At 66.9% G+C, this 24510-nt stretch carries 25 protein-coding genes and 3 pseudogenes; 18 read left to right on the top strand and 10 right to left on the bottom strand.

The window, feature by feature from the left end; all coding sequences use genetic code 11:
- The first annotated feature begins 35 nt into the window (after window positions 1-35).
- The 7 genes from JHW48_RS00140 to JHW48_RS00110 all read left to right on the top strand — a co-directional run bounded on the left by JHW48_RS00140 (window position 36) and on the right by JHW48_RS00110 (window position 6060).
- Complete coding sequence (locus tag JHW48_RS00140; protein ID WP_119886129.1) at window positions 36-674, top strand: ATP-dependent Clp protease proteolytic subunit; 639 nt, start codon at window positions 36-38, stop codon at window positions 672-674.
- Window positions 671-1192: a GNAT family N-acetyltransferase gene (locus JHW48_RS00135; protein ID WP_119886130.1), complete on the top strand. Its 522-nt coding sequence runs from the start codon at window positions 671-673 to the stop codon at window positions 1190-1192. The genes JHW48_RS00140 and JHW48_RS00135 overlap by 4 nt, the downstream gene beginning before the upstream one ends.
- On the top strand, window positions 1182-2015 hold the full coding sequence (fghA, locus tag JHW48_RS00130; protein WP_119886131.1) for an S-formylglutathione hydrolase: 834 nt from the start codon (window positions 1182-1184) through the stop codon (window positions 2013-2015). Before JHW48_RS00135 ends, fghA begins: the two co-directional genes overlap by 11 nt.
- Before the next feature lie 169 nt (window positions 2016-2184).
- Window positions 2185-3987, top strand: a complete 1803-nt coding sequence (locus tag JHW48_RS00125) for a methanol/ethanol family PQQ-dependent dehydrogenase (RefSeq protein WP_119886132.1) — start codon at window positions 2185-2187, stop codon at window positions 3985-3987.
- Between the two features lie 116 nt (window positions 3988-4103).
- Entirely contained in the window at window positions 4104-4733 is a 630-nt protein-coding gene (locus JHW48_RS00120) for a c-type cytochrome, methanol metabolism-related (protein ID WP_272835664.1), read from the top strand.
- Window positions 4733-5557, top strand: a complete 825-nt coding sequence (locus tag JHW48_RS00115; protein WP_119886133.1) for a quinoprotein dehydrogenase-associated putative ABC transporter substrate-binding protein — start codon at window positions 4733-4735, stop codon at window positions 5555-5557. Before JHW48_RS00120 ends, JHW48_RS00115 begins: the two co-directional genes overlap by 1 nt.
- Entirely contained in the window at window positions 5443-6060 is a 618-nt protein-coding gene (locus JHW48_RS00110) for a PQQ-dependent catabolism-associated CXXCW motif protein (RefSeq protein ID WP_119886134.1), read from the top strand. The genes JHW48_RS00115 and JHW48_RS00110 overlap by 115 nt, the downstream gene beginning before the upstream one ends.
- A gap of 21 nt (window positions 6061-6081) precedes the next feature.
- On the opposite strand, the gene JHW48_RS00105 is transcribed toward JHW48_RS00110, so the two are convergent.
- Both JHW48_RS00105 and JHW48_RS00100 read right to left on the bottom strand, forming a co-directional pair.
- On the bottom strand, window positions 6082-6633 hold the full coding sequence (locus tag JHW48_RS00105) for an SRPBCC family protein (protein ID WP_119886135.1): 552 nt from the start codon (window positions 6631-6633) through the stop codon (window positions 6082-6084).
- Window positions 6630-7139: a DUF3280 domain-containing protein gene (locus JHW48_RS00100; RefSeq protein WP_240637829.1), complete on the bottom strand. Its 510-nt coding sequence runs from the start codon at window positions 7137-7139 to the stop codon at window positions 6630-6632. Before JHW48_RS00100 ends, JHW48_RS00105 begins: the two co-directional genes overlap by 4 nt.
- A gap of 161 nt (window positions 7140-7300) precedes the next feature.
- Between JHW48_RS00100 and JHW48_RS00095 the strand changes: the two genes are divergently transcribed.
- The 10 genes and pseudogenes from JHW48_RS00095 to JHW48_RS00050 all read left to right on the top strand — a co-directional run.
- Window positions 7301-8500, top strand: a complete 1200-nt coding sequence (locus JHW48_RS00095) for an ABC transporter substrate-binding protein (protein ID WP_119886136.1) — start codon at window positions 7301-7303, stop codon at window positions 8498-8500.
- Window positions 8497-9471, top strand: a complete 975-nt coding sequence (locus tag JHW48_RS00090) for a YVTN family beta-propeller repeat protein (protein WP_240637830.1) — start codon at window positions 8497-8499, stop codon at window positions 9469-9471. The genes JHW48_RS00095 and JHW48_RS00090 overlap by 4 nt, the downstream gene beginning before the upstream one ends.
- A gap of 180 nt (window positions 9472-9651) precedes the next feature.
- A complete protein-coding gene (locus tag JHW48_RS00085) occupies window positions 9652-10128 on the top strand; it encodes a cupredoxin domain-containing protein (protein ID WP_419182421.1) in 477 nt (158 codons plus the stop codon).
- Complete coding sequence (locus JHW48_RS00080; protein WP_119886137.1) at window positions 10125-10847, top strand: ABC transporter ATP-binding protein; 723 nt, start codon at window positions 10125-10127, stop codon at window positions 10845-10847. Before JHW48_RS00085 ends, JHW48_RS00080 begins: the two co-directional genes overlap by 4 nt.
- A complete protein-coding gene (locus JHW48_RS00075; protein ID WP_272835663.1) occupies window positions 10844-11680 on the top strand; it encodes an ABC transporter permease in 837 nt (278 codons plus the stop codon). Before JHW48_RS00080 ends, JHW48_RS00075 begins: the two co-directional genes overlap by 4 nt.
- Window positions 11677-12267: a hypothetical protein gene (locus JHW48_RS00070; RefSeq protein ID WP_119887807.1), complete on the top strand. Its 591-nt coding sequence runs from the start codon at window positions 11677-11679 to the stop codon at window positions 12265-12267. Before JHW48_RS00075 ends, JHW48_RS00070 begins: the two co-directional genes overlap by 4 nt.
- 84 nt (window positions 12268-12351) lie before the next feature.
- A complete protein-coding gene (gene rfbC, locus JHW48_RS00065) occupies window positions 12352-12906 on the top strand; it encodes a dTDP-4-dehydrorhamnose 3,5-epimerase (RefSeq protein ID WP_119887809.1) in 555 nt (184 codons plus the stop codon).
- Window positions 12903-13940, top strand: a complete 1038-nt coding sequence (gene rfbB, locus JHW48_RS00060) for a dTDP-glucose 4,6-dehydratase (protein ID WP_119887806.1) — start codon at window positions 12903-12905, stop codon at window positions 13938-13940. The genes rfbC and rfbB overlap by 4 nt, the downstream gene beginning before the upstream one ends.
- Window positions 13940-14125 (top strand): SDR family oxidoreductase, encoded by a 186-nt coding sequence (locus JHW48_RS00055; RefSeq protein ID WP_119887805.1) that lies wholly within the window; start codon window positions 13940-13942, stop codon window positions 14123-14125. Before rfbB ends, JHW48_RS00055 begins: the two co-directional genes overlap by 1 nt.
- A gap of 13 nt (window positions 14126-14138) precedes the next feature.
- Window positions 14139-14426: pseudogene (locus tag JHW48_RS00050) on the top strand (sugar phosphate nucleotidyltransferase); the annotation flags it as partial.
- Here JHW48_RS00050 and JHW48_RS00045 read toward each other — a convergent pair.
- From JHW48_RS00045 to JHW48_RS00035, 3 genes and pseudogenes are all read right to left on the bottom strand, one after another.
- Window positions 14371-15185: pseudogene (locus JHW48_RS00045) on the bottom strand (integrase core domain-containing protein). The pseudogenes JHW48_RS00050 and JHW48_RS00045 sit on opposite strands and share 56 nt — an antisense overlap.
- 123 nt (window positions 15186-15308) lie before the next feature.
- Window positions 15309-16457 carry a UDP-galactopyranose mutase gene (gene glf / locus JHW48_RS00040; protein ID WP_272835661.1) on the bottom strand — a complete coding sequence of 383 codons (1149 nt, stop codon included), beginning with the start codon at window positions 16455-16457 and terminating at the stop codon, window positions 15309-15311.
- Window positions 16450-17430, bottom strand: coding sequence for a glycosyltransferase (locus JHW48_RS00035; protein ID WP_272835659.1), 981 nt, complete (start codon window positions 17428-17430; stop codon window positions 16450-16452). The genes glf and JHW48_RS00035 overlap by 8 nt, the downstream gene beginning before the upstream one ends.
- A 226-nt stretch (window positions 17431-17656) precedes the next feature.
- Between JHW48_RS00035 and JHW48_RS00030 the strand changes: the two are divergent.
- A pseudogene (locus JHW48_RS00030) lies at window positions 17657-17951 on the top strand (transposase); the annotation flags it as partial.
- A gap of 129 nt (window positions 17952-18080) precedes the next feature.
- On the opposite strand, the gene JHW48_RS00025 reads toward JHW48_RS00030, so the two are convergent.
- The 5 genes from JHW48_RS00025 to dnaA form a co-directional block, all read right to left on the bottom strand.
- Window positions 18081-18350 carry a hypothetical protein gene (locus JHW48_RS00025; protein WP_272835658.1) on the bottom strand — a complete coding sequence of 90 codons (270 nt, stop codon included), beginning with the start codon at window positions 18348-18350 and terminating at the stop codon, window positions 18081-18083.
- Complete coding sequence (gyrB, locus tag JHW48_RS00020; RefSeq protein WP_119885687.1) at window positions 18347-20782, bottom strand: DNA topoisomerase (ATP-hydrolyzing) subunit B; 2436 nt, start codon at window positions 20780-20782, stop codon at window positions 18347-18349. The genes JHW48_RS00025 and gyrB overlap by 4 nt, the downstream gene beginning before the upstream one ends.
- Before the next feature lie 87 nt (window positions 20783-20869).
- Window positions 20870-21946: a DNA replication/repair protein RecF gene (recF, locus tag JHW48_RS00015; RefSeq protein WP_119885686.1), complete on the bottom strand. Its 1077-nt coding sequence runs from the start codon at window positions 21944-21946 to the stop codon at window positions 20870-20872.
- A complete protein-coding gene (gene dnaN / locus JHW48_RS00010) occupies window positions 21943-23061 on the bottom strand; it encodes a DNA polymerase III subunit beta (RefSeq protein WP_119885685.1) in 1119 nt (372 codons plus the stop codon). Before dnaN ends, recF begins: the two co-directional genes overlap by 4 nt.
- Window positions 23062-23145: 84 nt before the next feature.
- Window positions 23146-24510, bottom strand: coding sequence for a chromosomal replication initiator protein DnaA (dnaA, locus tag JHW48_RS00005; protein WP_170152254.1), 1365 nt, complete (start codon window positions 24508-24510; stop codon window positions 23146-23148).

The raw sequence follows: 24510 nt of genomic DNA, 5'->3' as shown, positions 1-24510 counted from the left end.
GCCGTCGCCATAAGAATGAACGAAGGAGCAGGCCCATGCGCCACCAGTGGCTGGACGACGACGACGATCACGAGGAAGACGACGACCGCCAGCCCAAGGGCGACAAGGATGGCGGCCTGGGCCTTCCCGAAGGCGACAAGATCGGCAAGCTGTACTTCAAGTCGCGCACCGTCATCGTGGCGGGCGCCATCAACGACAAGCTGGCGCAGCGCACCGTGGCCCATCTGCTGGCCTTGGCCGAGGACAGCGACCGGCCCATCAATATGCTGATCTCGTCCCCCGGCGGGCATGTGGAATCGGGCGACATGATCCATGACGTGATCAAGTTCATCCGTCCGACCGTGCGCACCATCGGCTCGGGCTGGGTGGCCTCGGCCGGCGCGCTGATCTTCGTCGCGGCGAAAAAGGAAAACCGCTACTGCCTGCCCAACACGCGCTTCCTGATCCACCAGCCCTCGGGCGGGATCGGCGGCACGTCGTCGGACATGATGATCCAGGCCGAACAGGTCCGCCTGATGCGCGACCGCCTGAACCAGATCTTTGCCGATGCGACCGGCCAGTCGGTCGAGCGGATCGAGAAGGACACCCATCGCGACTTCTGGCTGAACACCCAGGAGGCGCTGGATTACGGGCTGCTGGGTCAGGTGATCCGCAGCGTGGACGACCTGAAATGACCGCAGCGGGCGGTGTGACGATCCGCCCGGCCACGGCGGGGGATGGCGACGCGATCTGGTCGATCCTGCACCCCGTCTATCGCGCGGGGCAGACCTACTGCATCCCGCGCGACATCACCCGCGACGAGGCGCTGGAGGACTGGTTCGCCCGGCCCTTCACCGTCTTCGTGGCCGAGGTTGACTGCCGCGTCGTGGGCACCAGCCATGTGGGCGAGAACCGCCCCGCCGGCGGATCGCATGTGGCCAACGCCTCCTTCGCGACCGATCCGCAGATGCGCGGGCGCGGGGTGGCACGGGCCTTGGTCGATCATGCCAAGACCTGGGCCCTGGGCCACGGTTTCGCGGCGATGCAGTTCAACTTCGTCGTCTCGACCAATGCCGATGCCGTCCATTTGTGGCAGAAGGCAGGATTTTCTGTTGTCGGGCGGCTGCCGGGCGCGTTTCGTCATCCCCAGCTTGGGCCGGTCGACGCGCTGGTCATGTTCCACACCCTGAAGGGAGAGACGAATGAGCCTTGAGACCCTGTCCGAGACCCGCAGCTTCGGCGGCACCCAAGGCGTCTATCGCCACAAGTCGCAGGCGACCGGCACCGACATGACCTTCGCGGTCTACCTGCCCGAGATGGCGCTGCACGGCCCGGTGCCGGTGCTGTGGTACCTGTCGGGCCTGACCTGCACGCATGAGAACGCGATGACCAAGGCCGCCGCCCAGCAATGGTGCGACGAGGCCGGCATCGCCATGGTCTTTCCCGACACCTCGCCCCGCGGCGAGGGCGTGGCCAATGACGAGGCCTATGACCTGGGCCAGGGCGCGGGTTTCTATGTCAACGCGACGCAGGACCCGTGGAAGCCGCATTTCCGCATGTGGGATTATGTTGTCGAGGAGCTGCCCGCGCTGGTCTGCGACAATTTCGCGGTCGATGGCGATGCGATGGGAATCACCGGCCATTCCATGGGCGGGCATGGCGCGCTGACCATCGCGATGACCCATCCCGACCGCTACCGCACCGTGTCGGCCTTTGCGCCCATCGCCAATCCGACGGAATCGGATTGGGGCCGCAAGCAGTTCACCGCCTATCTGGGCGACGACGCCCAGGCCTGGCGCGCCCATGACGCCACCCTGCTGATGACCGAACGGGGCTTTCCGGGCGAGGTGCTGATCGACCAGGGCGCCGCCGACCAGTTCCTGGACCTGCTGCGCCCCGAGGCACTGGCCCATGCCATGACCGCCCGCCGCCAGCCGGGCCAGTTCCGCATGCATGCGGGCCATGACCACAGCTATTTCTTCGTGCAGAGCCTGATGGCCGACCACGTCTTCTGGCATGCCGAACGGCTGGTCTGACGGGCTTGCCGAACATTCCCGGCGCCGCTGCCATTTGACCATCAGACTTTAGGGGCAAATGGCAGGGGCGTCGATTGACGCAACCCCATGCGCCCCCAAGACTGCCCCATGGACGGCCGCCGGAGGAGGAACCCGCGGCCCATGATCCAGGCAGCGGAGGAGCACTTCAATGAAATATCTTCTGAACAGCGCGGCGATCGCGCTGCTTCTGACCGGCGGGGCGGCGCTGGCGAATGAAAGCGTCCTGACCGAAACCGGCAAGCCCGAACAATGGGCGATCCAGACCGGCGACTATGCCAATACCCGCTATTCCGAGCTGGACCAGATCACCCGCGAGAACGTGGGCGACCTGCGCGTGGCCTGGACCTTCTCGACCGGCGTCTTGCGCGGGCACGAGGGCGGCCCGCTGGTGGTGGGCGACATGATGTATGTCCACACGCCCTTCCCCAACAACATCTTCGCGCTGGATCTGTCGGATAACGGCAAGATCGTCTGGCGCCACACCCCCCAGCAGGACCCCGAGGTGATCGCGGTCATGTGCTGCGACACCGTCTATCGCGGCGTGGCCTATGCCGACGGCATGATCATCAGCCACCAGGCCGACACGACCCTGGTCGCCCTGGACGCCATGACCGGCGAGGAGAAATGGTCCGTCCAGACCGGCGATCCCGCCATCGGCGAGACGAACACCGCGACCGTGATGCCCGTGGGCGACAAGGTCCTGGTCGGCGTGTCGGGCGGCGAATACGGCGTGCGCGGCCGCATCACCGCCTATAACCTGTCTGACGGATCCGAGGCCTGGAAGGCCTATTCCACCGGCCCCGACGACGAGATGCTGGTGAACCCCGAAACCACCATGCATCTGGGCCAGCCGGTGGGCGCGGACAGCTCGCTCAACAGCTGGGAAGGCGATCAGTGGAAGATCGGCGGCGGCACGACCTGGGGCTGGTTCAGCTATGACCCGGACCTGAACCTGGTCTATTACGGCACCGGCAACCCCTCGACCTGGAACCCCAGCCAGCGTCCGGGCGACAACCGCTGGTCGATGACCATCATGGCCCGCGACGCCGACACCGGCGAGGCGAAATGGTTCTATCAGAAGACGCCCCATGACGAATGGGACTATGACGGCGTCAACGAGAACATTCTGGTCGACAAGGAGATCGACGGCGAGGAACGCAAGCTGCTGGTCAACTTCGACCGCAACGGCTTTGCCTACACGCTGGATCGCGAAACGGGCGAGCTGCTGGTCGCCGAAAAGTTCGACCCGGCGGTGAACTGGGCGACCGAGGTCGACATGGACCCCGATTCCGACACCTATGGCCGCCCGATGGTCGTGGCGGAATACTCGACCGCCCAGAACGGCGAGGACGTGAACACCACCGGCGTCTGCCCGGCGGCGCTGGGCACCAAGGACCAGCAGCCGGCGGCCTATTCGCCCAAGACCGGCCTGTTCTATGTGCCGACCAACCATGTCTGCATGGATTACGAACCCTTCCGCGTCGCCTATACCGCGGGCCAGCCCTATGTCGGCGCGACCCTGTCGATGTATCCGGCCCCCGACAGCCATGGCGGCATGGGCAACTTCATCGCCTGGGACGCCGTCGAGGGCGAGATCAAGTGGTCCCTGCCCGAACAGTTTTCGGTCTGGTCGGGCGCCTTGGCCACCGCGGGCGACGTGGTCTTCTACGGCACGCTGGAAGGCTTCCTGAAGGCCGTCGACGCCGAGACGGGCGAGGAGCTCTACAGCTTCAAGACCCCCTCGGGCATCATCGGCAACACGATGACCTACGAACATGACGGCAAGCAGTACATCGCGGTCCTGTCGGGTGTCGGCGGATGGGCGGGCATCGGCCTGGCGGCCGGTCTGACCAACCCCAATGACGGTCTGGGTGCCGTGGGCGGCTATGCAGCCCTCAGCGACTATACCGAACTGGGCGGCCAGCTGACGGTCTTCGAACTGCCGGGCTGAGACCTCATACTTAGGTTCCGCACGCGCGAACTTGATCTGTGAAAGGGCCGCCCCAGGGATAGACTGGGGCGGTTCTGTCTGAGGAGAGCAGGCAGTCAATTGGGAGGATATCCAACATGAAAGCGATCACCGGCCTGACCGCGCTGGTCCTTGGTGCATCCCTGGCCGGCATGGCGCTGGCCCAGGCCGAGGCACCGCCCGCCGAGGCAGGCGCGGGTGCCGCCGCCGCCGTCTCGGGGACCGATGCGGCCCCCGCCGATGCCATGCCCGAGGAGGAGCCGGTCGAACTGGCCCAAGGCAACACCGTCATGCCGAGCGGCCATGACATCACCCCGGTCGAGATGGAGGACGGCCGCTGGCGCAATGACGAGGGCATCCCGACCTTCAACGTCGAGGACGGCGTTGTCGATTTCGCGACCTTCAACGGCTTTCGCCGCTATCACGCGGAATGCCATGTCTGCCACGGCCCGGACGGCGAAGGGTCGACCTATGCCCCCGCGCTGAAGAATTCCGTGCTGCGGATGGATTACTACGACTTCATGCAGGTCGTGGCCTCGGGCAAGCAGGGGACCAATTCGGTCATGCCCGCCTTCGGCACGAACAAGAATGTGTGGTGTTACATCGACGACATCTATGTCTATCTGCTGGCCCATGGCACGGATACGATCGGCCGCGGTCGCCCGGCTCAACGCGCCGACAAACCCGATGAATACACCGCGCAGGAAGATGCCTGCATGAGCAGCTGATGGCCCGCATTGCCCGCCTTGCCGCCGGCCTTCTGGCCGGTGCGCTGGCCCTGCCATCCGCCGGGGCGGCCCAGGTGGCGGATCTGCGGTCGACGACCCAGTTCCGCGTCTGCGCCGATCCCGCCAACGCCCCCATGACCACCCGCGAGGATACGGGGTTCGAGAACCGCCTGGCCGATTACTTCGGCGAATTGCTGGATCTGCCGGTGAGCTATACCTGGTTTCCGTCGGGCATGGGCTTCATCACCCGCACGCTGCGGGCGGGGACCTGCGATGTCGTGATGGGCTATGCCCAAGGCGACGAGCTGGTGCAGAACACCAACCATTACTACACCTCGGTCTATGGGCTGGTGACGCGGCGTGACGGGCCGCTGGCCGATGTCGACCGGCTGACCGACGCCGCGCTGCGCGATCACGACATCGGCGTGGTCGCGGGCACGCCGCCCGCCAGCCATCTGGCCCGGGCGGGCTTGGCCGCGCGGATGCGGGGGGCGGACCTGTTCGTCGACCGCCGGGTCGAGGATCCGATGGGCGACCTGCTGGAGGGGGTGCGCGACGGCACTCTGGGCGCCGCGGTGATGTGGGGGCCCTTGGCGGGGCCGCGAATCAAGGACGATCCCGACCTGCAGTTCACCGCCCTGCTGCACGAGGAATCCGGCCCGCGGCTGTTCTATCGCATCACCATGGGCGTGCGGATGGAGGAACAGGAATGGAAGCGTCAGCTGAACAGCCTGATCCGGCGCAATCAGGACGAGATCAACCAGATCCTGCGCGAGGCCGGGGTGCCCTTGGTCGACGATTACGGGCGGGCCTTGCTGGACTGATCCTGGCACTGGCCCCCGGCCTTGCCGCGGGCCAGCCCGTCCCCGAACCCGACGGATACCGGGGCGAACCCTATCGCGCCCCGGTCCCCGACACCCTGGCCGGGGCGCAGGTCATCGATACCGCGGGCGCGCTGGCCCTGCATGCGGATGGCGCGGCCTTTCTGGACGTGCTGCCCCGCAAGGCCCGCCCCGAGGGCCTGCCCCCCGACACGATCTGGAACGAGCCCGCGCATCTGTCGATTCCCGGCGCGGTCTGGCTGTGGGATACCGGATACCAGGCCTTGTCCCCGCCCGAGGAGGCGCGCCTGCGCGACGGCCTGACCCGCGCGCAGGCAGACGATCCCGACCGCCCGCTGGTGATCTTCTGCCGCGCCGATTGCTGGATGAGCTGGAATGCCGCGCGCCGCGCCGTGGAATGGGGCTTTGCCCCGGTCCTGTGGTTCCCCGGCGGCACCGAGGCCTGGCAGGAGGCCGGGGGCGATCTGGTGCCCCTGACCCCCTGAAAGCAGAACCCCTGATCGGGATCAGTCGACCCGGCCGAAACGCTCGGCCAGGGCGTCCATGCCCGCCTGATAGACGCCCTCGACCGCGGCGGTGGCGGCGTCGTCATTCTGGTCGGCGGGGGGATCGTTGTTCGGGAAACCCCGGTAATAGCCCGCGCGCCACAGCACCTCGGCCCGGCCGTCCCGGTTGCTGACCTGCAGCGTCGAGGAATAGTTCGTCACCGGCAGCACCGCCGGATCGACCTGGGTGATCATGTAGCGATACTGCATCCCCTCGGGGTCGATGCGGGTCAGCGTCTCGGTGATCTCGCCGCCCGATCCCAGGACCAGCAGCCGGGTCGATTCCTCGGGCTGGTCGGCGGGCGCGCCTTCGGGGACCATCCGCGTCTCGGCGATGGCGGGGTGCCAGCCCATGTCGTCGAAGCGGCCGATCGCCTCCCAGACCTCGGCGGGGGTGGCATCCAGCAGCACCGTCATCTCGGTCTTCAGCCGCGACGGGCCATGCGCCCATGCGGCCCCGGTCATGGCCATCGCCGCCGCGACGGCCCCGGCCAGCAGCCTTCCTGTCCTCATTCCTTCCGTTCCTCCCGAAAGATCACGTTTCTCAGCAGATAGCCGTAGCCGCGGCGGAACGCCTCGTCGGTGTTGCCGCGGATTTCGACCGATCCGGCGCGCAGGGTGCGGCCGGTCTCGGCATCGCGCAGATGCAGGTTGATCGACTGGATCAGATTCGACACCTTCTGGACCTCGCCCGCGATGACATAGTCGCTGCCCATCTTGCGCGCGATGCGGGCATCGGCGCCGTTGGAATGGACGGGGTTGCGGATGCGGGCTACGGCCTCGGGCGGCGGGGCGGTCAGCACGAAGCCCCGCGCGGCCAGGTCCTCGGCGATGAAGGCCTCGGTGGCGGCGATGCGGGCGGTCTCGTCGGCGCGGATGCCGTTGATCTGGCCCTCGGTCGATGTGTCGATGAAATGCAGGCCGAACCAGGTCGCGCGGCCCGGTTCGGGCGCCTGGGCGGCCGCGGGCAGGGCGGTCAGGCCCAGGACGAAGGCAAGGATCAGGCCGTGGCGCATCATGGGACAGACCATGCGCCCGACCGCCCCCGCCCGTCTATCAGACAAAAGCCCTAGGCCCTTGGGTGCGGGCGGGATGGGAAACCTTCCCGAACGCCGCGGGAACAATAACCGGCTTGCCGGATCGGCGAATCTCTGCCCACCATTGCCCCAGGGAGAGAGACATGTTCAAGCGATTGACGGCCATTCTGGTCGGTGCCACGGCACTGGCCCTGCCGCTTGCGGCCACGGCCCAGGACCCCGTCGTGATCCGGTCCGCCGTGCTGCGGGTGGACGATCCGGGCCTGCCGCCCATTTCCCGGCTGGAGCTGCCGCCCGCCGATCTGGGCTTTGCCGGCGCCCGCCTGGCGATCGAGGACAATGACACGACCGGCCGCTTCATGGGCCAGGATTTCGAGGCCGGGGAGGTCGCGGCCAGCCCCGACACCGCCGCCGAGGCGCTGGAGACGCTGCTGGCCGACGGGGTGCAGTTCATCGTGATCATGGCCGATGACGACACGACCCTGGCCCTGGCCGATCAGGCGGGCGACCGGGCGATGCTGTTCAACGCCCTGGCGCGCGGCGACAACCTGCGCGGCGCGGATTGCCGGTGGAACATGATCCATGTCGCCCCGAGCCGCGCGATGCTGGCCGACGGGCTGGCCCAGTTCCTGATGTGGAAGAACTGGCCCCGCTGGTTCCTGATCCATGGCAGCCACCCCCAGGACCAGGCCATGGCCGAGGCCTATCGCCGCGCCGCCACGAAATTCGGCGCCCGCATCGTCGAGACCCGCGAATACGAGGATACCGGCGGCGCGCGGCGCACCGACAGCGGCCATGTCCAGGTCCAGGCCCAGATGCCCGTCTTCACGCAGCGCGCGGCCGATCATGACATCGTCATCACCGCGGACGAGGCCGGGGTCTTTGCCGCCTATCTGCCCTATCTGACCTGGGATCCGCGCCCGGTCGCGGGATCGGCGGGCCTGGTGCCGCGCAGCTGGCATCCCGCGATGGAGGCCTGGGGCGGCACCCAGTTCCAGACCCGCTTCGAGCGCCTGGCCGAACGCCCCATCCGCGAGGAGGACTATCAGGCCTGGCTGTCGCTGCGCATCGTGGGCGAGGCGGCGACCCGCACCCAATCGGGCGATCCGCAGGTGCTGCGCGACTATATCCTGTCGGATGATTTCGACGTGGCAGGGTTCAAGGGCCAGGCCCTGACCGTGCGCGACTGGGACCACCAGATGCGCCAGCCGATCCTGCTGACGACGGGGCTGCTGACCACCTCGGTCAGCCCCCAGGACCAGTATCTGCACCAGACCAGCCAGCTGGACACGATGGGCCTGGACCGGCCCGAAACCGAATGTCAGTTCCCGGAGGCACGATGAGAAACCTGACCTGCGCCGCGGCCATGGGGCTTGCCCTGATCCTGGCCGCCGATCCCGCCTTGGCCAACCGCGTCTTCGTGACCAATGAACGCAGCAACGACGTCACCGTGCTGGACGGCGAAAGCTTCGAGGTGATCGGCACCTATCCCGCCGGCAACCGCCCGCGCGGCATCACCATCAGCCCCGACGGGACCGAGCTCTACGTCTGCGCATCGGATGACGACCTGGTGCGGGTCTTCGACCCCAACACGATGGAGGAGATGCACACCCTGCCATCGGGCCCCGACCCGGAGCTGTTCGTGCTGCACCCCTCGGGCAACCCGCTCTATATCGCGAACGAGGATGACAACCTGGTCACAGTGGTCGACGTCAAGACCCGCCAGGTCCTGGCCGAGATCCCGGTCGGCGTCGAACCCGAAGGCATGGGCGTCAGCCCCGACGGCCGGGTGGTGATCAACACGTCGGAAACGACGAACATGGCGCATTTCATCGACACCGAGACCTTCGAGATCACCGCCAATGTCCTGGTCGACAGCCGCCCGCGCTTTGCCCAGTTCACCGCCGACGGCACCAAGCTCTATGTCACCTCCGAGATCGGCGGCACGGTCAGCGTGATCGACCCCGAGACCCAGACCATCACCAAAAAGATCACCTTCGAGATCCCCGGCGTCCTGCCCGAGGCGATCCAGCCGGTGGGCGCGCGGGTGACCTCGGACGGGGCCAAGCTCTATGTAGCGCTGGGGCCCGCGAACCGGGTGGCGGTCATCGACGCCCGCACGGACGAGGTGATGGATTACCTGCTGGTCGGCCAGCGCGTCTGGCAGCTGGCCTTCGATCCCGATGAACGGTTTCTCTATACCACCAACGGCAATTCGAACGACGTGTCGATCATCGACGTGGCGCGCGACGAGGTGGTGCGATCGGTCCAGGTGGGCCAGCAACCCTGGGGCGTCGTCGTCGCCCCCAACTGATCCCCGACAGATGAAGGAAATTCCGACATGACCATGCTGAGCAAGCTGATGTCCGGCGCCGCCCTGGCGCTGATCCTGGCGGTCCCCGCCACCGCCCAGGACGCGCCCGCCGACCAGGTCCCCGGCGGCGATGCCGTGGTGGGCGAACCCGCCGAGCCGGGCACCCAATCGGGCGAGGCCGTGACCTCGGACGATCAGGACGACGACGATGATGACGACGACGACGACGATGGCGCGGCGGCCCCCGCCGGCGATGACGGCGGCGTCCACGAGGCGCAGGGCAAGTTCGATTACGGCTTTTCCGGGCTTCTGGCGCGCGACAATCGTACGGATCTGGCGCCGCTGACGCTGGCATCGGGCCAGCCGGTGGCATCGGCCGAATACACGATCAAGTCCGGCGGCTACTACCGGATCGAGATCACCGCCGATGGCAGCCAGGAACTGTCCCTGTCGGGCGGCGACTTCTTCCGCGCCATCTGGATCAACGAGATCGTCATCGAGGATATCGAGATCCGCCCCATGGGCGTGCACAGCATCGAATTCGACAGCGCGGGCACGGCACGGCTCAGCTTCATCGCGGTCCTGCCGGGGCGCTACACCCTGTCCGTCCCCGGATCCAGCGGCGACACGATGCAGGCCGTCTTCAACATCCAGTGACGCCCGCCCTGCAGATCGACCGGGTCAGCCACAGCTTCGGCGCCGTCCAGGCGCTGGAGGATGTGTCGCTGACCGTCCCCCGGGGCGGGTTCACCGCCCTGCTGGGGGTGAACGGGGCGGGCAAGACGACGCTCTTTTCGCTGATCACGCGGCTTTACGACAACCGGTCCGGCACGATCCGGGTCGGCGGCCATGACCTGCGGCGCCGGCCGTCGCAGGCCCTGGCGCGGCTGGGCGTGGTGTTTCAGTCCCGCGCCATGGATGCTGACCTGACCATCCGCCAGAACCTGACCTATCACGCCAGCCTGCACGGCATTCCCGGCCGCCTGGCGCGTCCCCGCATCATGGCGGTGCTGGAACAGGTCGATCTGGCCGACCGCGCCGATGCGCGCATCACCGCCTTGTCCGGCGGCCAGTCCCGCCGGGCCGAGATCGCCCGCGCCCTGATCCACAGCCCCGACCTGCTGCTGCTGGACGAGGCGACGGTGGGGCTGGACGTCAAGTCCCGCGCCGAGGTCCTGGCCCTGACCCGCCGCCTGATCGCCGATGACGGGGTCTCGGCGCTCTGGGCCACGCATATCATGGACGAGATCGAACCGGATGACGACCTGGTCATCCTGCATCGCGGCCGGGTGCTGCGCCATGGCAGGGCCGGTGCCATCGCCGGGCAGGCCGGGCTGACGCGCGCATTCCTGGACCTGACCGGGGTGGCGCCGTGACCGCCCCCACCGCCCGCCCCACCGCCCGGCCCGGCGCCTGGGTCACGGCCTTTCTGGGCATCGCCCGGCGCGAGACGCTGCGCTTCGTCAACCAGCGGGGCCGGTTCCTGGCGGCGCTGGTGCGGCCGCTGGTCTGGCTGTTCATCTTCGCCGCCGGGTTCCGGGCGGTGCTGGGCCTGTCGATCACGCCGCCCTATCAGACCTATGTCCTCTACGAGGTCTATGTCACGCCGGGCCTCGTCGCGATGATCCAGCTGTTCAACGGCATGCAATCCTCGCTGTCGATGGTCTATGACCGCGAGACGGGGGCCATGCGCACCCTGCTGGTCAGCCCCTTTCCGCGCTGGTTCCTGCTGGGGTCCAAGCTGGTCGCGGGGGTGATCGTGTCGATCATCCAGGTTGCGGCCTTTCTGGCGATCGCCTGGTTCTGGGGCATCCGCCCGCCCGCCTGGGGCTATGTCACGGTGATCCCGGCGCTGATCCTGGCGGGGCTGATGCTGGGGGCGATGGGGCTGTTTCTGTCCAGCGCCATCCGCCAGCTGGAGAATTTCGCGGGCGTCATGAACTTCGTGATCTTCCCGATGTTCTTCGCCTCCTCCGCGCTTTATCCGCTGTGGCGGATGCGCGAAAGCTCGCCCCTGCTCTATGACATCTGCCGCTTCAACCCCTTCACCCATGCGGTCGAGCTGATCCGCTTCGCGCTCTACATGCAGGTGAACTGGGGGGCCTTGGCGGTGGTCCTAGGATGTTTGGCGGGGTTCTTCGGGGCGGCGGTCTTCATGTATGATCCGCAAAAGGGCCTCTGGGCCCGCCGAAAGGGAGGACCCGCATGATCCGCTTCACCCTGGCCCTGGCGCTGATGGCCGCGCCCGCCCTGGCCGCGCCGGGCACCGACCCGGACTGGCCCTGCATCCAGCGGCTGCAGCCGCATCTGTCCCTGGGCCAGGTCTGGTCCGGCCCCGCCCCGGACGAGGGCATGGCCGATCTGGCGCGCGAACCCGCCATCGCCCGCCTGGCCGACCGGCTGGAACAGCGCCGCCTGCCCCTGGAGGAGGCCGAGGCCGACATCGCCGCCTTTGCAGACGGGGCCGATGCGGATCGGATGGTGGCGCTGATGCAGGCGGTCTTCGACCGGATCGACCGCGACCGCGCGGCGCTGATCGCGGGCATCTCGCGCTATGGCCGGGCGCAGCTGGCGCTGTCGGAACGCATCGACGCCCGCCGCGGCCGCATGGCCGAACTGGAGGCCGCCGAGGACCCCGATTTCGACGCGCTCGACGCCGAGGAGGCCGCGCTGGACTGGGACACCCGCATCTTCACCGAACGCCAGCAATCTCTGACCTATGTCTGCGAGACGCCGGTGATCCTGGAACAGCGCGTTTTTGCCTTGGGCCGGGTGATCGCGGGGCATCTGGACTAGATCGCATTTTCAGCGAGCCATGGGCAGACAGGTCCGCATGCCGGTGCTAAGACTGCGACATCCCTATCGCCGTATCGAGTGCCCATACAGATCGACCCCACCCCCTTGCCCGGCGTCGTTGTCCTGACGCCCGCCCGCCACGGCGACGACCGCGGCTTCTTCTCGGAAAGCTGGAATCGCCGCACGCTGCGCGAGGCGGGGCTGGACCTGCCGGATATCGTCCAGGACAACCATTCGATGTCGATGCGCGCGGGCACGCTGCGGGGGCTGCATTACCCGGCCCCGCCCCATGCCCAAGGCAAGCTGGTGCGCTGCGGCCGCGGCAGCCCGTTCGACGTGGCGGTGGATGCCCGGCGGGGCAGCCCCACCTACGGGCAATGGTTCGGGACCGAGCTTAGTTTCGCCGATGGCCGCCAGCTGTGGATCCCCGCGGGCTTCCTGCACGGCTTCGTCACCCGCGCCCCGGAGACCGAGGTGATCTACAAATGCACCGCCCATTACGACCGCGCCGCCGACGGGGCGGTGGCATGGGACAGCCTGGGCATCGATTGGGGCGTCCGCGATCCGGTCCTGTCGGAAAAGGATCGCGCCGCGCCCGCCTTCGCGGACGGGACCAGCCCCTTTGCGAGTGACGCATGAGGATCCTGATCACCGGCGGCGCCGGCTTCATCGGATCGGCGGTGGTGCGGCTGGCCGTGGCGCGCGGCCATGACGTGGTGAACCTGGACACGCTGACCTATGCCGCGAACCTGGAGAACGTGGCCTCGGTGGCGGGTTCGGACCGCTACGCCTTCGAACATGCCGACATCCGCGACCGCGCGGCCTTGGACCGCATCCTGGCCCGGCACCGCCCCGATGCCATCCTGCACCTGGCCGCCGAAAGCCATGTGGACCGGTCCATCGACGGGCCGGACAGCTTCATCCAGACCAATGTGATCGGCACCTTCACCCTGCTGGAGGCCGCGCGCGCCTATTGGACCGCCGCCGGGCGGCCGGAGGGGTTCCGCTTCCACCATGTCTCGACCGACGAGGTCTTCGGATCCCTGGGCCCCGAGGGCCGGTTCAGCGAGACGACCCCCTATGATCCGCGCAGCCCCTATTCGGCCAGCAAGGCGGGCTCGGACCACCTGGTCCGCGCCTGGTCCGAAACCTATGGCCTGCCGGTCCTGCTGACCAACTGCTCGAACAATTACGGGCCGTTCCATTTTCCCGAAAAGCTGGTGCCGGTGGTGATCCTGCGCGCCTTGGCCGGCCAGCCGATCCCCGTCTATGGCGACGGGCTGCATGTGCGCGACTGGCTCTATGTCGAGGATCACGCCGAGGCGCTGCTGACCGTGCTGACCCAAGGCCGCCCCGGCCGCAGCTATGCCATCGGCGGCGAGAACGAGGTCGCCAATATCGACCTGGTGCGGATGATCTGCGCGCATATGGACCGGCTGCACCCCGAGGGCGCCCCCCATGACCGGCTGATCGCCTTCGTGCCCGACCGGCCCGGCCATGACCGGCGCTATGCCATCGACCCTGCGCGCATCCGGTCCGAGCTGGGCTGGCGCCCCTCCGTCTCGGTCGACGAGGGGCTGGGCCGCACGGTGGCCTGGTATCTGGACAACCGCGACTGGTGGCAGCCGCTGCTGGCGCGCGACGGCGTGGGCCGGCGCTTGGGGACGGGCTGATGCGGGGGCTGCTGGTCTTCGGGGCGACGGGGCAGGTGGCGCGGGCCTTGGCGCCCTTGGCGCCGGGGGCGCGGTTTCTGGCGCGGTGCGATGCCGACCTGATGGATCCGGGCGCATGCGGCGGGGCGATCCTGGCGGAACGACCCCACGCGGTTCTGAACCTGGCCGCCTGGACGGCGCCCTAGCCGATGATTCGATATGACGCAGCGCAAGGGCATCATCCTGGCCGGAGGCTCGGGGGCGCGGCTCTATCCCATCACCATGGGCGTGTCGAAGCAGCTGCTGCCGCTCTACGACAAGCCGATGATCTATTATCCGCTCACGGTGCTGATGCTGGCCGGCGCCCGCTAGATTGCCATCATCACCACGCCGGAGGACCAGGCCCAGTTCCAGCGACTGCTGGGCGACGGCGCGCAATGGGGACTGGATTTCACCTGGATCGTGCAGCCCGCGCCCGACGGGCTGGCCCAGTGTTCAGTCCCGGCATCTGTTGGATCGGATTTGGGATGAATCTGTCTGGCTCAGATGTCCAGATCTTGCGGATGTATTCGTAGGGTGTGAGCCCTCCAAGGGTCTTGAGCCGGCGGGCGAAATTGTAAGCGGCCATGAAGTCGGCGAGGTGAGTGCGGAGCTGGTCGTGATCGTCGTAATGGAAGCGTTTAACGGTCGCGTCCTTGATCGTTCGGTTCATTCGCTCGACCCGGTCGTTGGTCCACGGGTGGTTTGGCTTGGTGAGACGATGTTCGATACCGCTCGACCATTGTCCTCGGACCAATGGCGGACAAGGTCTCGCCCTTGCAGATCATGTCGAAGCGCATGGGCCGAGAATAAACGGTGTTGCGGTTCCGGGGGCTGCTCGGCGAACTGAATGCTCCTCGCCATCGGGCTTGAACCGGTGGCGCCGCAATGGCTCATCGCTGCAGACACCGATGGAGCGCTGAGCGTGTCACGTGCGGGATGGATGGCTGCAGGGCATAGAGGCGTTCTGCGCTACAAACGATCCCCCGGATCGTTTGCTTCACGCTTGAACTCCCGCGGCAGCAGCGTGTGCCGTCGGAAAGCGACGATGGTCGCCTCCTCAGCCTCGGTCAGGATCGTCGAGCGCGGTTCTCTCGGCCCGGTCTTGAGGTCCTCGACCGTCTGGCGCTTGCGCCATTTCGCAACCGTCTTCGGGTTGATCCCCAGATCCCGGCTCAACGTCGCAAGCGAAGCTTGCGATCGTTCGGGCCAAGCCCTCGGACCGATAGCGAGCCGGCCCTCATTATTGCAGCTCTGACGGCGTGCGTGCTCATGGCGCTCCCGTGACGAACCTGGCCCATAATGCTTCCTTCCATTCCTGCGAAAGGATCGCACCATCAAACCGTGGGATCAAACAACTAGGGGCGGGCGCAGAAAGGTGGGCATCGCGCCCCCGGACCGCAGGAACAGATCGGCCATGTCCAGTGCCTCGCGGATGGTAACGTCCATGTCCAAGTAGCGATAGGTGCCAAGCCGTCCGACGAAGGTCACCCCCGGCGTGGCGTGGGCGAGGTCGATGTACTGCTCCAGCAGCGCCTTCTCCTCGACCAGGCGGATCGGGTAGTAGGGCGTGTCGCCCGGCTCGGCCGCGCGGGAATATTCGCGATAGCAGACCGTGCCTTCGTGGCTTTCCCAGGGGCTGAAATGCTTGTGCTCGGTGATGCGGGTATAGGGCACGTCGCGGTCGCCGTAGTTCATCACTGCACAGCCCTGATAGTCGCCCTTATCGCTGAACCGCTCGAAATCCAGCGTGCGATAGCCGAGCCGGCCAAGCCGATAGTCGAAATACCCGTCCAGCGGTCCCGACCAGAAGACGTGATCGGCCTCGGCCGCCATCTCGGGGCGGTATTCGGTGTTCAGCTCGACCGTGATGCACGAATGGTCCAGGATCGCCGCGACCATGGCGCTGTAGCCGTCCTGCGGCATCCCCTGGAAGCGGTGGAAGAAGTAGTTGTCATCGTAATTGAACCGCACCGGCAGGCGCTTCAGAATCGATGCGGGCAGCTCGGTCGGCGAACAGCCCCACTGCTTTTCGGTATAGCCCTTGAAGAAGGCCTCGTAGAGTTCGGGACCGACGAAGCGCAGTGCCTGCTCCTCGAAGGTCTGCGGATCGGTGATGCTGGTATCGGCCTTGCTCTCGATGAAGGCGCGCGCCTCGTCGGGGCGCAGGGTCGTGCCGAAGAACTGGTTGATCGTCAGCAGGTTGATGGGCAGCGAATGGACACGGCCCTGGGCCGTCGTCTTGACGCGGTTCTGATAGGGCAGGAACCGCGCGAAGCGGTTGACGTAATCCCAGACCCCCTCGTCATCGGTGTGGAAGATGTGCGGGCCATAGACATGCAGCATGACGCCCGTCTCGGCGTCGCGCTCGGTATGGCAGTTGCCGGCGATGTGGGGCCGCGCGTCGATGACGATGCTGGGCCGGCCGGCCTCGGCCAGGCGGCGGGCCAAGACCGCGCCCGACAGGCCCGCGCCGACGATCAGGACCGGATCAGCCATGACCGGCCAAGGCCAGGACCCGGTCATGGGGCCGGTCCAGCCGCCCGGCCAGCCCGTCGCGCACTGCCTGGTCCAGGATGGTGCGGAACAGCGCCGCATCGGGCCCGTAATCGCCCGCCTTGCGGCGCCATTTGCGCAGCAGGACCGGGACCAGTGGCCAGAACCACGGCCCCGCCGCCACGCGATAGGCGATCAGCGCGTTGCGATACATGTAATAGACCTTCCAGATCGGCCGCAGGACCAGGCCGGTGCTGCCCTGCAGGGCCTGGGTGTCATGGTCGAAATGCAGGTCCGGGGCAAAGCCGATCCGCAGCCCCATGCGCCGCATCCGCAGGGTATGCAGCTGATCGTCGCCATAGATGAACAGGCGCGGATCGGGCAGGCCCGCCCGCATCAGCGCGTCCCGCGACAGAAACAGCCCGACGAAGCTGGTCATGTCCACCGCCCGCATCGGCGCGCCGGGGACGTAATCGGCGTCGCTCAGGTGAAACCCCTGCCGCCCGCGGCCCAGGGGCATGCGCGCCAAGGTCCGCAGAAAGGCGCCGGGGTTCCAGAACGGGTTGCGATAGGGGCGGTTCATCTCGCAGATGGTGCCGTCCGGATGGCGCACCGCGGCCCCGACCGCGTCCCAGCCCCGCAGGTCCATGCCGCGGAACCGCGCGAAAGCGCCCGGCGCGGGGCGGCCGTCATCATCCATCACCGCGACCCAATCGGCGCGCGTGTCGTCCCGGGCGATCTGCATCGCGCGCGAGAACCCGCCCGCCCCGCCCAGATTGGTCGCGCTGCGCCGCAGGATCAGGCGCGGGTCGTCCAGACCCGTCAGCCAGTCCCATGTGCCGTCGCCCGAGGCATTGTCGATGACGATCACGTGATCGACCGGCTCGGCCAGCAGGCGGTTCAGCGTGACCTTCAGCTTGTCCAGCCGATCATGGGTGACGACGGCGGCGGCAAGGGTCAGGCGGGTCTGGGCCATCTTCACAGTGCTTTTGCAACTCACTTAGTTTCTAGTATCGGGCGGGTAGCATGGCCCTAAATACGCATTCAACAACAATAATTTTAGGGCTTGACGCTGCAATTTGTCTCAGCTTTCGATAGGGAATACCTCAAGCGGAGATCATTCGGGCGCGAGGTTTCATTCTTAGGCCCTGTTGACAGCAGTAATTCACCGGCCGTGTTGATCTTAACTAAACCTGGCATCTATGATAGATACCAGCTTCGCACGAAACCTGATGTCGAACGACGAGCGGGCTCCATCATGCGTTTCCCCTCACCATCCGCGCCGGAAACGGAAGCAAGCCCACCAACCACCGACTTTTCCTTGATGCGGTTTTAGGAAATGAGGCGTGAGCCGCCACTGGTTCAAGGCCATGCTGAATGCAAACTGACGCTCCATGGCGGGATCTGCCGTAAGAGTTTGGAAAGTGGTCAAGCGTCTATCGCCAATTCCGTCGTTGGTCACTGGCGGGGATTTGGGAAAAGATCATGGACGCTCTTGAACAAACAAATCCTATCGCATAGTCGGACCAGCGTCCAGCGACGGAACTGGCGATAGATCGATAACCATTGGCTAAAATTCTCCGGAAGGTCATGCCATGGAGAACCGGCGCAAGAAATTAGGGAAAGCTATTCAAAAACGAGCCGATGATCAGTGGGGTAGCGGCTGTTCGGGGACCGGAGCGCCAAGATAAAATGCTTGTTAAACAAATATTTTCGTCCGATATCATATCTTGTGTCAATCTGGCCTCCATCGCACATCCCAGCTTGAATTCCAGCCAGACCGCCCTGTGGACCCCTTTTCTCGATGCGGCCTAACATGTCGTTATTACCGTCGACACGAAGTGGCAATTCAGGGCAGTCGACAATCGGCCCGTTCTGCCAGAGCCAGTTGATCATGTGTCCAGGTTCTCGACGTTCAGGGCGTTCTGCTGGATGAAGTCGCGGCGCGGTTCGACCACGTCGCCCATCAGCTTGGTGAACAGGTCCTCGGCCTCGGCCACATCCTCGATGCGCACCTGCAGCATGGTGCGGGCATCGGGGTCCAAGGTCGTCTCCCACAGCTGGTCGGGGTTCATCTCGCCCAGGCCCTTGTAGCGCTGCAGCGACAGGCCCTTCTCGCCCTCCAGGAAGATCGCCTGCAGCAGGGCCAAGGGGCCGTGGATCATCTGGTCGCGATCCTTGCGCATCAGCCGTGCCGGGCGGGCATAGATGTCCTGAAGCGCCCGGGTCATCTCGCCCAAGCGGCGGCTTTCGCCGCTGCGCAGCATCTGGCCGTCGAGGACGCGATTCTCCTCGACACCGCGCAGGGTGCGGGACAGGCGGATGCCGGCATCCTGGGTCGGGCGGCCCAGCCAGCCGCGCTCGTATTCCTCGGCGATCAGGTCCAGCCGGGCGGCGATGTCATCGGCCACGGCCTGGGCATCCTCGTCGATCCGGCCGGGCACCAAGGCCCCGGCGATCGCGGCCTGTTCGGTGATGTGCGGCGGGTAATGGGTGGGATAGGCGCGCAGGATGCGGCGGGCGGCGCGGGCCTCCTCGACCACGCGGGCTAGGTCGTTGCCGCTGATATCCTCGCCCGTGGCCAGGCGCAGGGTGGCGCCGTCCACGCCCTGCTGGATCAGGTAATCCTCCAGCGCGGCCTCGTTCTTCAGATAGACCTCAGACCGCCCGCGCCCGACCTTGTAGAGCGGCGGCTGCGCGATATAGAGATGCCCCGCCTCGATCAGGTCGGGCATCTGGCGGAAGAAGAAGGTCAGCAGCAGGGTGCGGATATGCGCGCCGTCCACGTCGGCGTCCGTCATGATGACGATCTTGTGGTAGCGCAGCTTCTTCAGGCTGAATTCATCCCGCCCGATCCCGGTGCCGAGCGCGGTGATCAGCGTGCCGATCTGGTCCGAGGACAGCATCCGGTCGAAGCGCGCGCGTTCCACGTTCAGGATCTTGCCGCGCAGGGGCAGCACGGCCTGGTTCTGGCGCGACCGGCCCTGTTTCGCCGATCCGCCGGCCGAATCGCCCTCGACGATGAACAGCTCGCTGAGCGCGGGGTCCTTTTCCTGGCAATCGGCCAGCTTGCCGGGCAGGGATGCCACATCCATCGCGGTCTTGCGGCGCGTCAGCTCGCGCGCGCGGCGCGCCGCCTCGCGGGCCAAGGCCGCCTCGATGATCTTGCCGACGATCTGGCGGGCCTCGGTCGGGTTCTCCTCGAACCAATCGGCCAGCTTTTCACCGACCAGCCCCTCGACCGCGGGGCGCACCTCGGAGGAGACCAGCTTGTCCTTGGTCTGGCTGGAGAATTTCGGGTCGGGCACCTTGACGGACAGCACGCAGGTCAGACCCTCGCGCGCGTCGTCGCCGGTGAAATCGACCTTTTCCTTTCTGGCAATGCCGCTGTCCTGGGCGTATTTGCCGATCACCCGGGTCAGCGCGCCGCGGAAGCCCGCCATATGCGTGCCGCCATCGCGCTGCGGGATGTTGTTGGTGAAGGGCAGCACCGTCTCGTGATAGCTGTCATTCCACCACATCGCGACCTCGACCCCGATGCCGCCCTTTTCGCCGGTGATGAAGATCGGCTCGGGCATGACGGCGGTCTTGGACCGGTCGAGGTATTTGACGAATTCCCGCACGCCGCCCTCGTAGAACAGCTCGGAGCGCTGGATCTCGGCATGGCGCTCATCCTCCAGGATGATGCGCACGCCGCTGTTCAGGAAGGCCAGTTCCCGCAGGCGGTTCTCCAGCGTCTTGAAGCTGTAGTCGAGGTTCGAGAAGGTCCCCTCCGGGTCGGTCTGCTTGTTCGAGGCCAGAAACCGCACCTCGGTCCCGGTCTGGCCGGGGGCGTCGCCCACCACGCGCAGCGATTCCACCGTGTCGCCGCGTTCGAAGCGGACGTAATGTTCCTTGTCGTTGCGCCAGATCCGCAGCTCCAGCCAGTCGCTCAGCGCATTCACCACCGACACGCCGACCCCGTGCAACCCGCCCGAGACCTTGTAGCTGTTCTGGTCGAACTTTCCGCCCGCATGCAGCTGGGTCATGATGACCTCGGCCGCGCTGACGCCTTCGCTGGCATGCATGTCCACCGGAATGCCGCGGCCGTTGTCGCGCACGCTGACGCTGCTATCGGCATGGATCTTGACCTGGACATAGTCGGCATGGCCGGCCAAGGCCTCGTCGATGCCGTTATCGACGACCTCATAGACCATGTGATGCAGGCCGGACCCGTCATCGGTATCGCCGATATACATGCCGGGCCGCTTGCGCACGGCCTCCAACCCCTTGAGAACCTTGATCGAATCGGCGCCGTATTCGGCGGGTTGGGCAGCGGTGTCGGTCATGTGTGGAATTTCCTGTACGTCATGCCCCGATATAGGCCTTCCGGCGGGCAAAGTCACGGCTTTCGCAGGGTTTTTCGCGTGCCCGGATCAGTCCTCGGCGGCGATGGCGGAACCCTGCGCGTCGCGCCGCACGGCCAGGTGGCGCGCGCGCGGCCCGAAGGCCGCGAACAGGTCGCGATCCGTGCCGGTCAGCAGGCTGCGCGCGGGCAGGTCGGTGATCCGGTCACAGAGCGCGGCGCGCCGGTCCGCGTCCAGATGGGCCGCCACCTCGTCCAGCAGCAGCAGCACCGGCTGGTCCGACAGCGCCCGCGCATTGGCCAGGATCAGCGACAGCAGCAGGGCCTTCTGCTCGCCCGTCGAGGACAGCGCGGCGGGCATGTCCTGCGGCCCCCAGCTGGCCCCCAGATCGGCGCGATGCGGGCCGGTCAGGCTGCGCCCGGCGGCCAGGTCGCGGGGCCGCATCGCCGACAGCCGGTCCGCGATGCTGGCGGCGTCGGCGTCATCGGCATGGCCGTCCTGGGCCAGCAGGACCAGCCGCGCCGCGGGGAAATCCGCGCCGCCATCCTGGGCGGCCATGATCGCGTCCAGCGCGGCCCGGCGGTTGCGGGTCAGGGCGGCGCCGGCATCGGCCATCTGCGCCTCCAGCGCGCGGTACCAGCCGGGATCACCCAGCTGGTCGCGCAGCAGGCGGTTGCGTTCGCGCATCGCCTTGTCATAGGCCAGTGACAGATCGGCGTGATCGGGATGCAGCGACAGGGTCACCCGGTCCAGGAAGCGACGGCGCGTCTCGGGCGTGTCGGTCCACAGCCGGTCCATCGCCGGGACCAGCCAGACCACGCGGACCAGCCGCGCCAGCCGGGTCTGCGGGACCGTCTTGTCATCCAGCGCGACCTGGCGCGACTGGCCGGGCAGGGCGGTGATGTCCACGCCGTGATCGCCCAAGGCGGCACGGATACGCCATCCCGCGCCTGCGTCCTGACGGGCCTGATCGGCGGGCGCGGCACCACGCAAGCCCCGTCCGGGGGCCAGCATCGACAGCGATTCCAGGATGTTCGTCTTGCCCGACCCGTTTGGGCCGAAGATCGCCAGCGGCCGGTCGTCCAGCGCCAGGTCCAGGCGGGGCCAGGACCGGAACTGGGACAGCCGCAGGTGATGCAGCGTCACACGCGCATCGGCATGACGACATAGACCGCGCTTTCGTCATTGCCCTCGCGGATCAGGGCGGCGTCGCCCGATCCGTTGAACAGGAAGACGGCATTGTCGCGATCGACCTGGCCCGCGATCTCCTGCAGGTATTTGGCGTTGAAGCCGATCTCCAGCGGGTCGTCGGCGAAGGCCACGATCAGCTCCTCCTCGGCGGCGCCGGCATCGGGGGCGTTCACCGACAGGACCAGCCGGTCCTGGTCCAGCGACAGCTTGACGGCGCGGGACCGTTCGCTGCTGACGGTGGCCACGCGGTCCACGGCGCGGGCGAAATCGGTGGCGTCCACCTCCAGCTTGCGGGCATTGCCGGTGGGGATGACGCGGCTGTAATCGGGGAAGGTCCCGTCGATCACCTTCGAGGTCAGGGTGATGGTCGGCGTGGCGAAGCGGATCTTGGTCTCGCTGACCGAAACGGCGATCTCGGCCTCGTCATCGTCCAGAAGCTTGCGCAGCTCGCCCACGGTCTTGCGCGGCACGATCACGCCGGGCATGTCGTCGGCGCCCATGGGCAGGGGCGCGTCGATCCGCGCCAGACGGTGCCCGTCGGTCGCCACGCAGCGCAGCACCGGCCCGTCGCCCGATTGCGCCACATGCAGATAGACGCCGTTCAGGTAATAGCGCGTCTCCTCGGTCGAGATCGCGAATTTCGACTTGTCGAACAGCCGGCGCAGCACGCCCGCGGGCGCCTTGAAATTGGCGCTGTATTCGCTGCTGGCCATGACCGGGAAATCGGCGCGCGGCAGGGTCGCCAGGCTGAAGGAGGACCGGCCCGCCTGGACCGACAGCCGCCCGGATTCCTCGTCGCTGGCGATCTGGACCAGCGCGCCGTCGGGCAGCTTGCGCGCGATCTCGTTCAGCATCACGGCGCTGACGGTGGTGGCGCCGGGGCGTTCCACCTGGGCGGGGGCGCGGTCCACGACCTCGGTATCCAGATCGGTGGCGCGGAAGCTCACGCCGTCCTCGGCCGCCTCGATCAGGACATTGGCCAGGATCGGGATGGTGTTGCGGCGTTCGACCACCGATTGCGCCTGAGACACGGCCTTGACCAGAACGGCGCGCTCGATCGAGAATTTCATCTGTTTCCCCTGTCCCATGGCTGTGCGGCCCTTGCCGGACCTGATGCATAGCCGCCCGCGCGGCGGGTCACAAGATTTTCGTGATCAGCCTTCCAGCATGCGCTTGAGCACGGCCACATCCTCGACCAGCGAGGAATCCTCGGCCAGCAATTCCTCGATCTTGCGCACGCCATGCATGATCGTGGTGTGGTCGCGCCCGCCGAAGCGGCGGCCGATCTCGGGCAGGGACCGGCTGGTCAGCTGCTTGGACAGATACATGGCGATCTGGCGGGGCCGGGCGACGTTGCGGGCGCGCTTCGGGCCCATCATGTCGGCCAGGCGGATGTTGTAATGTTCCGCGACCTTGCGCTGGATGTCGTCGATGCTGATCTTGCGGTCGTTCGTGCGCAGGATGTCGGCCAGGCATTCCTGCGCGACCTCCAGCGTGATCTCGCGGCGCAGCAGGCTGGCATGGGCGAAGAGACGCTGCAGCGCGCCCTCCAGCACCCGGACGTTGGTGCTGATGCGATGGGCCAGGAATTCCAGGACGCCCGCGCCGATCTCCAGGTCGGGCTGCTGGGCGCGGAAGACCTCGGTCTTGGATTGCAGGATGCCAAGGCGCAGCTCGTAGGTCGTGGGGTGCAGGTCCACGATCAGCCCGCAGGACAGGCGCGACTTGATGCGTTCCTCCAGGCCTTTGATCTCGGCCGGGGCGCGGTCGGCGGAGATCACGATCTGCTTGCCCTGATCGACCAGCGCGTTGAAGGTGTGGAAGAACTCCTCCTGGGTGCTGTCCTTGCCGGCGATGAACTGCACGTCATCGACCATCAGCATGTTCACGTTGCGGAACATGCTCTTGAAATCCATGATGGAACTTTCGCGCAGGGCCTGCACGAAGCGGTACATGAACTGTTCCGCCGACAGGTACAGAACCTGCGCCGCGGGGTGGCGCGTCTGATAATCATGCGCGATGGCGTGCATCAGGTGCGTCTTGCCCAAGCCCACGCCGCCATAGAGGAACAGCGGGTTGAAGCCCACGGGCCCGCCCTCGGCCACGCGGCGGGCGGCGGCATGGGCCAGCTCGTTCGGCTTGCCCACGACGAAATTCGAGAAGGTGTAGCGCGGGTCCAGCGGCGCGCCCAAATCGGCGCGGGGCGCGCGGGCGGTGGGGGCCTCGGGCGCGTGGCCCGCGGGGGCCGCGGCCTGCGCTGCGGGACGGGCCGCGGCCACGGCGCCCACATCGAATCGCAGCCGTTCGACCGGCGCGCCGTTGCGCGTCAGGACGGCCATGATCTCCTTGGCGAAATGCCGGTTCACCCAGTCCGAGATGAACCGCGTGGGGCTGGCGAAACGCGCGGCCCCGTCATCGATGGCGGTCAGGCGAAGCGGCTTGATCCAGTGGTTGTAGTTGTTCGGCCCCACGCTCTGCTCCAGCTCCGCGCATGCCTGTCCCCAGATCCTGTCCATCAT

The sequence above is a fragment of the Paracoccus aestuarii genome, from assembly GCF_028553885.1.
In the GTDB taxonomy this organism is placed as follows: Bacteria; Pseudomonadota; Alphaproteobacteria; order Rhodobacterales; family Rhodobacteraceae; genus Paracoccus; species Paracoccus aestuarii.
This window is presented reverse-complemented; position numbering and strand designations above follow the sequence as displayed.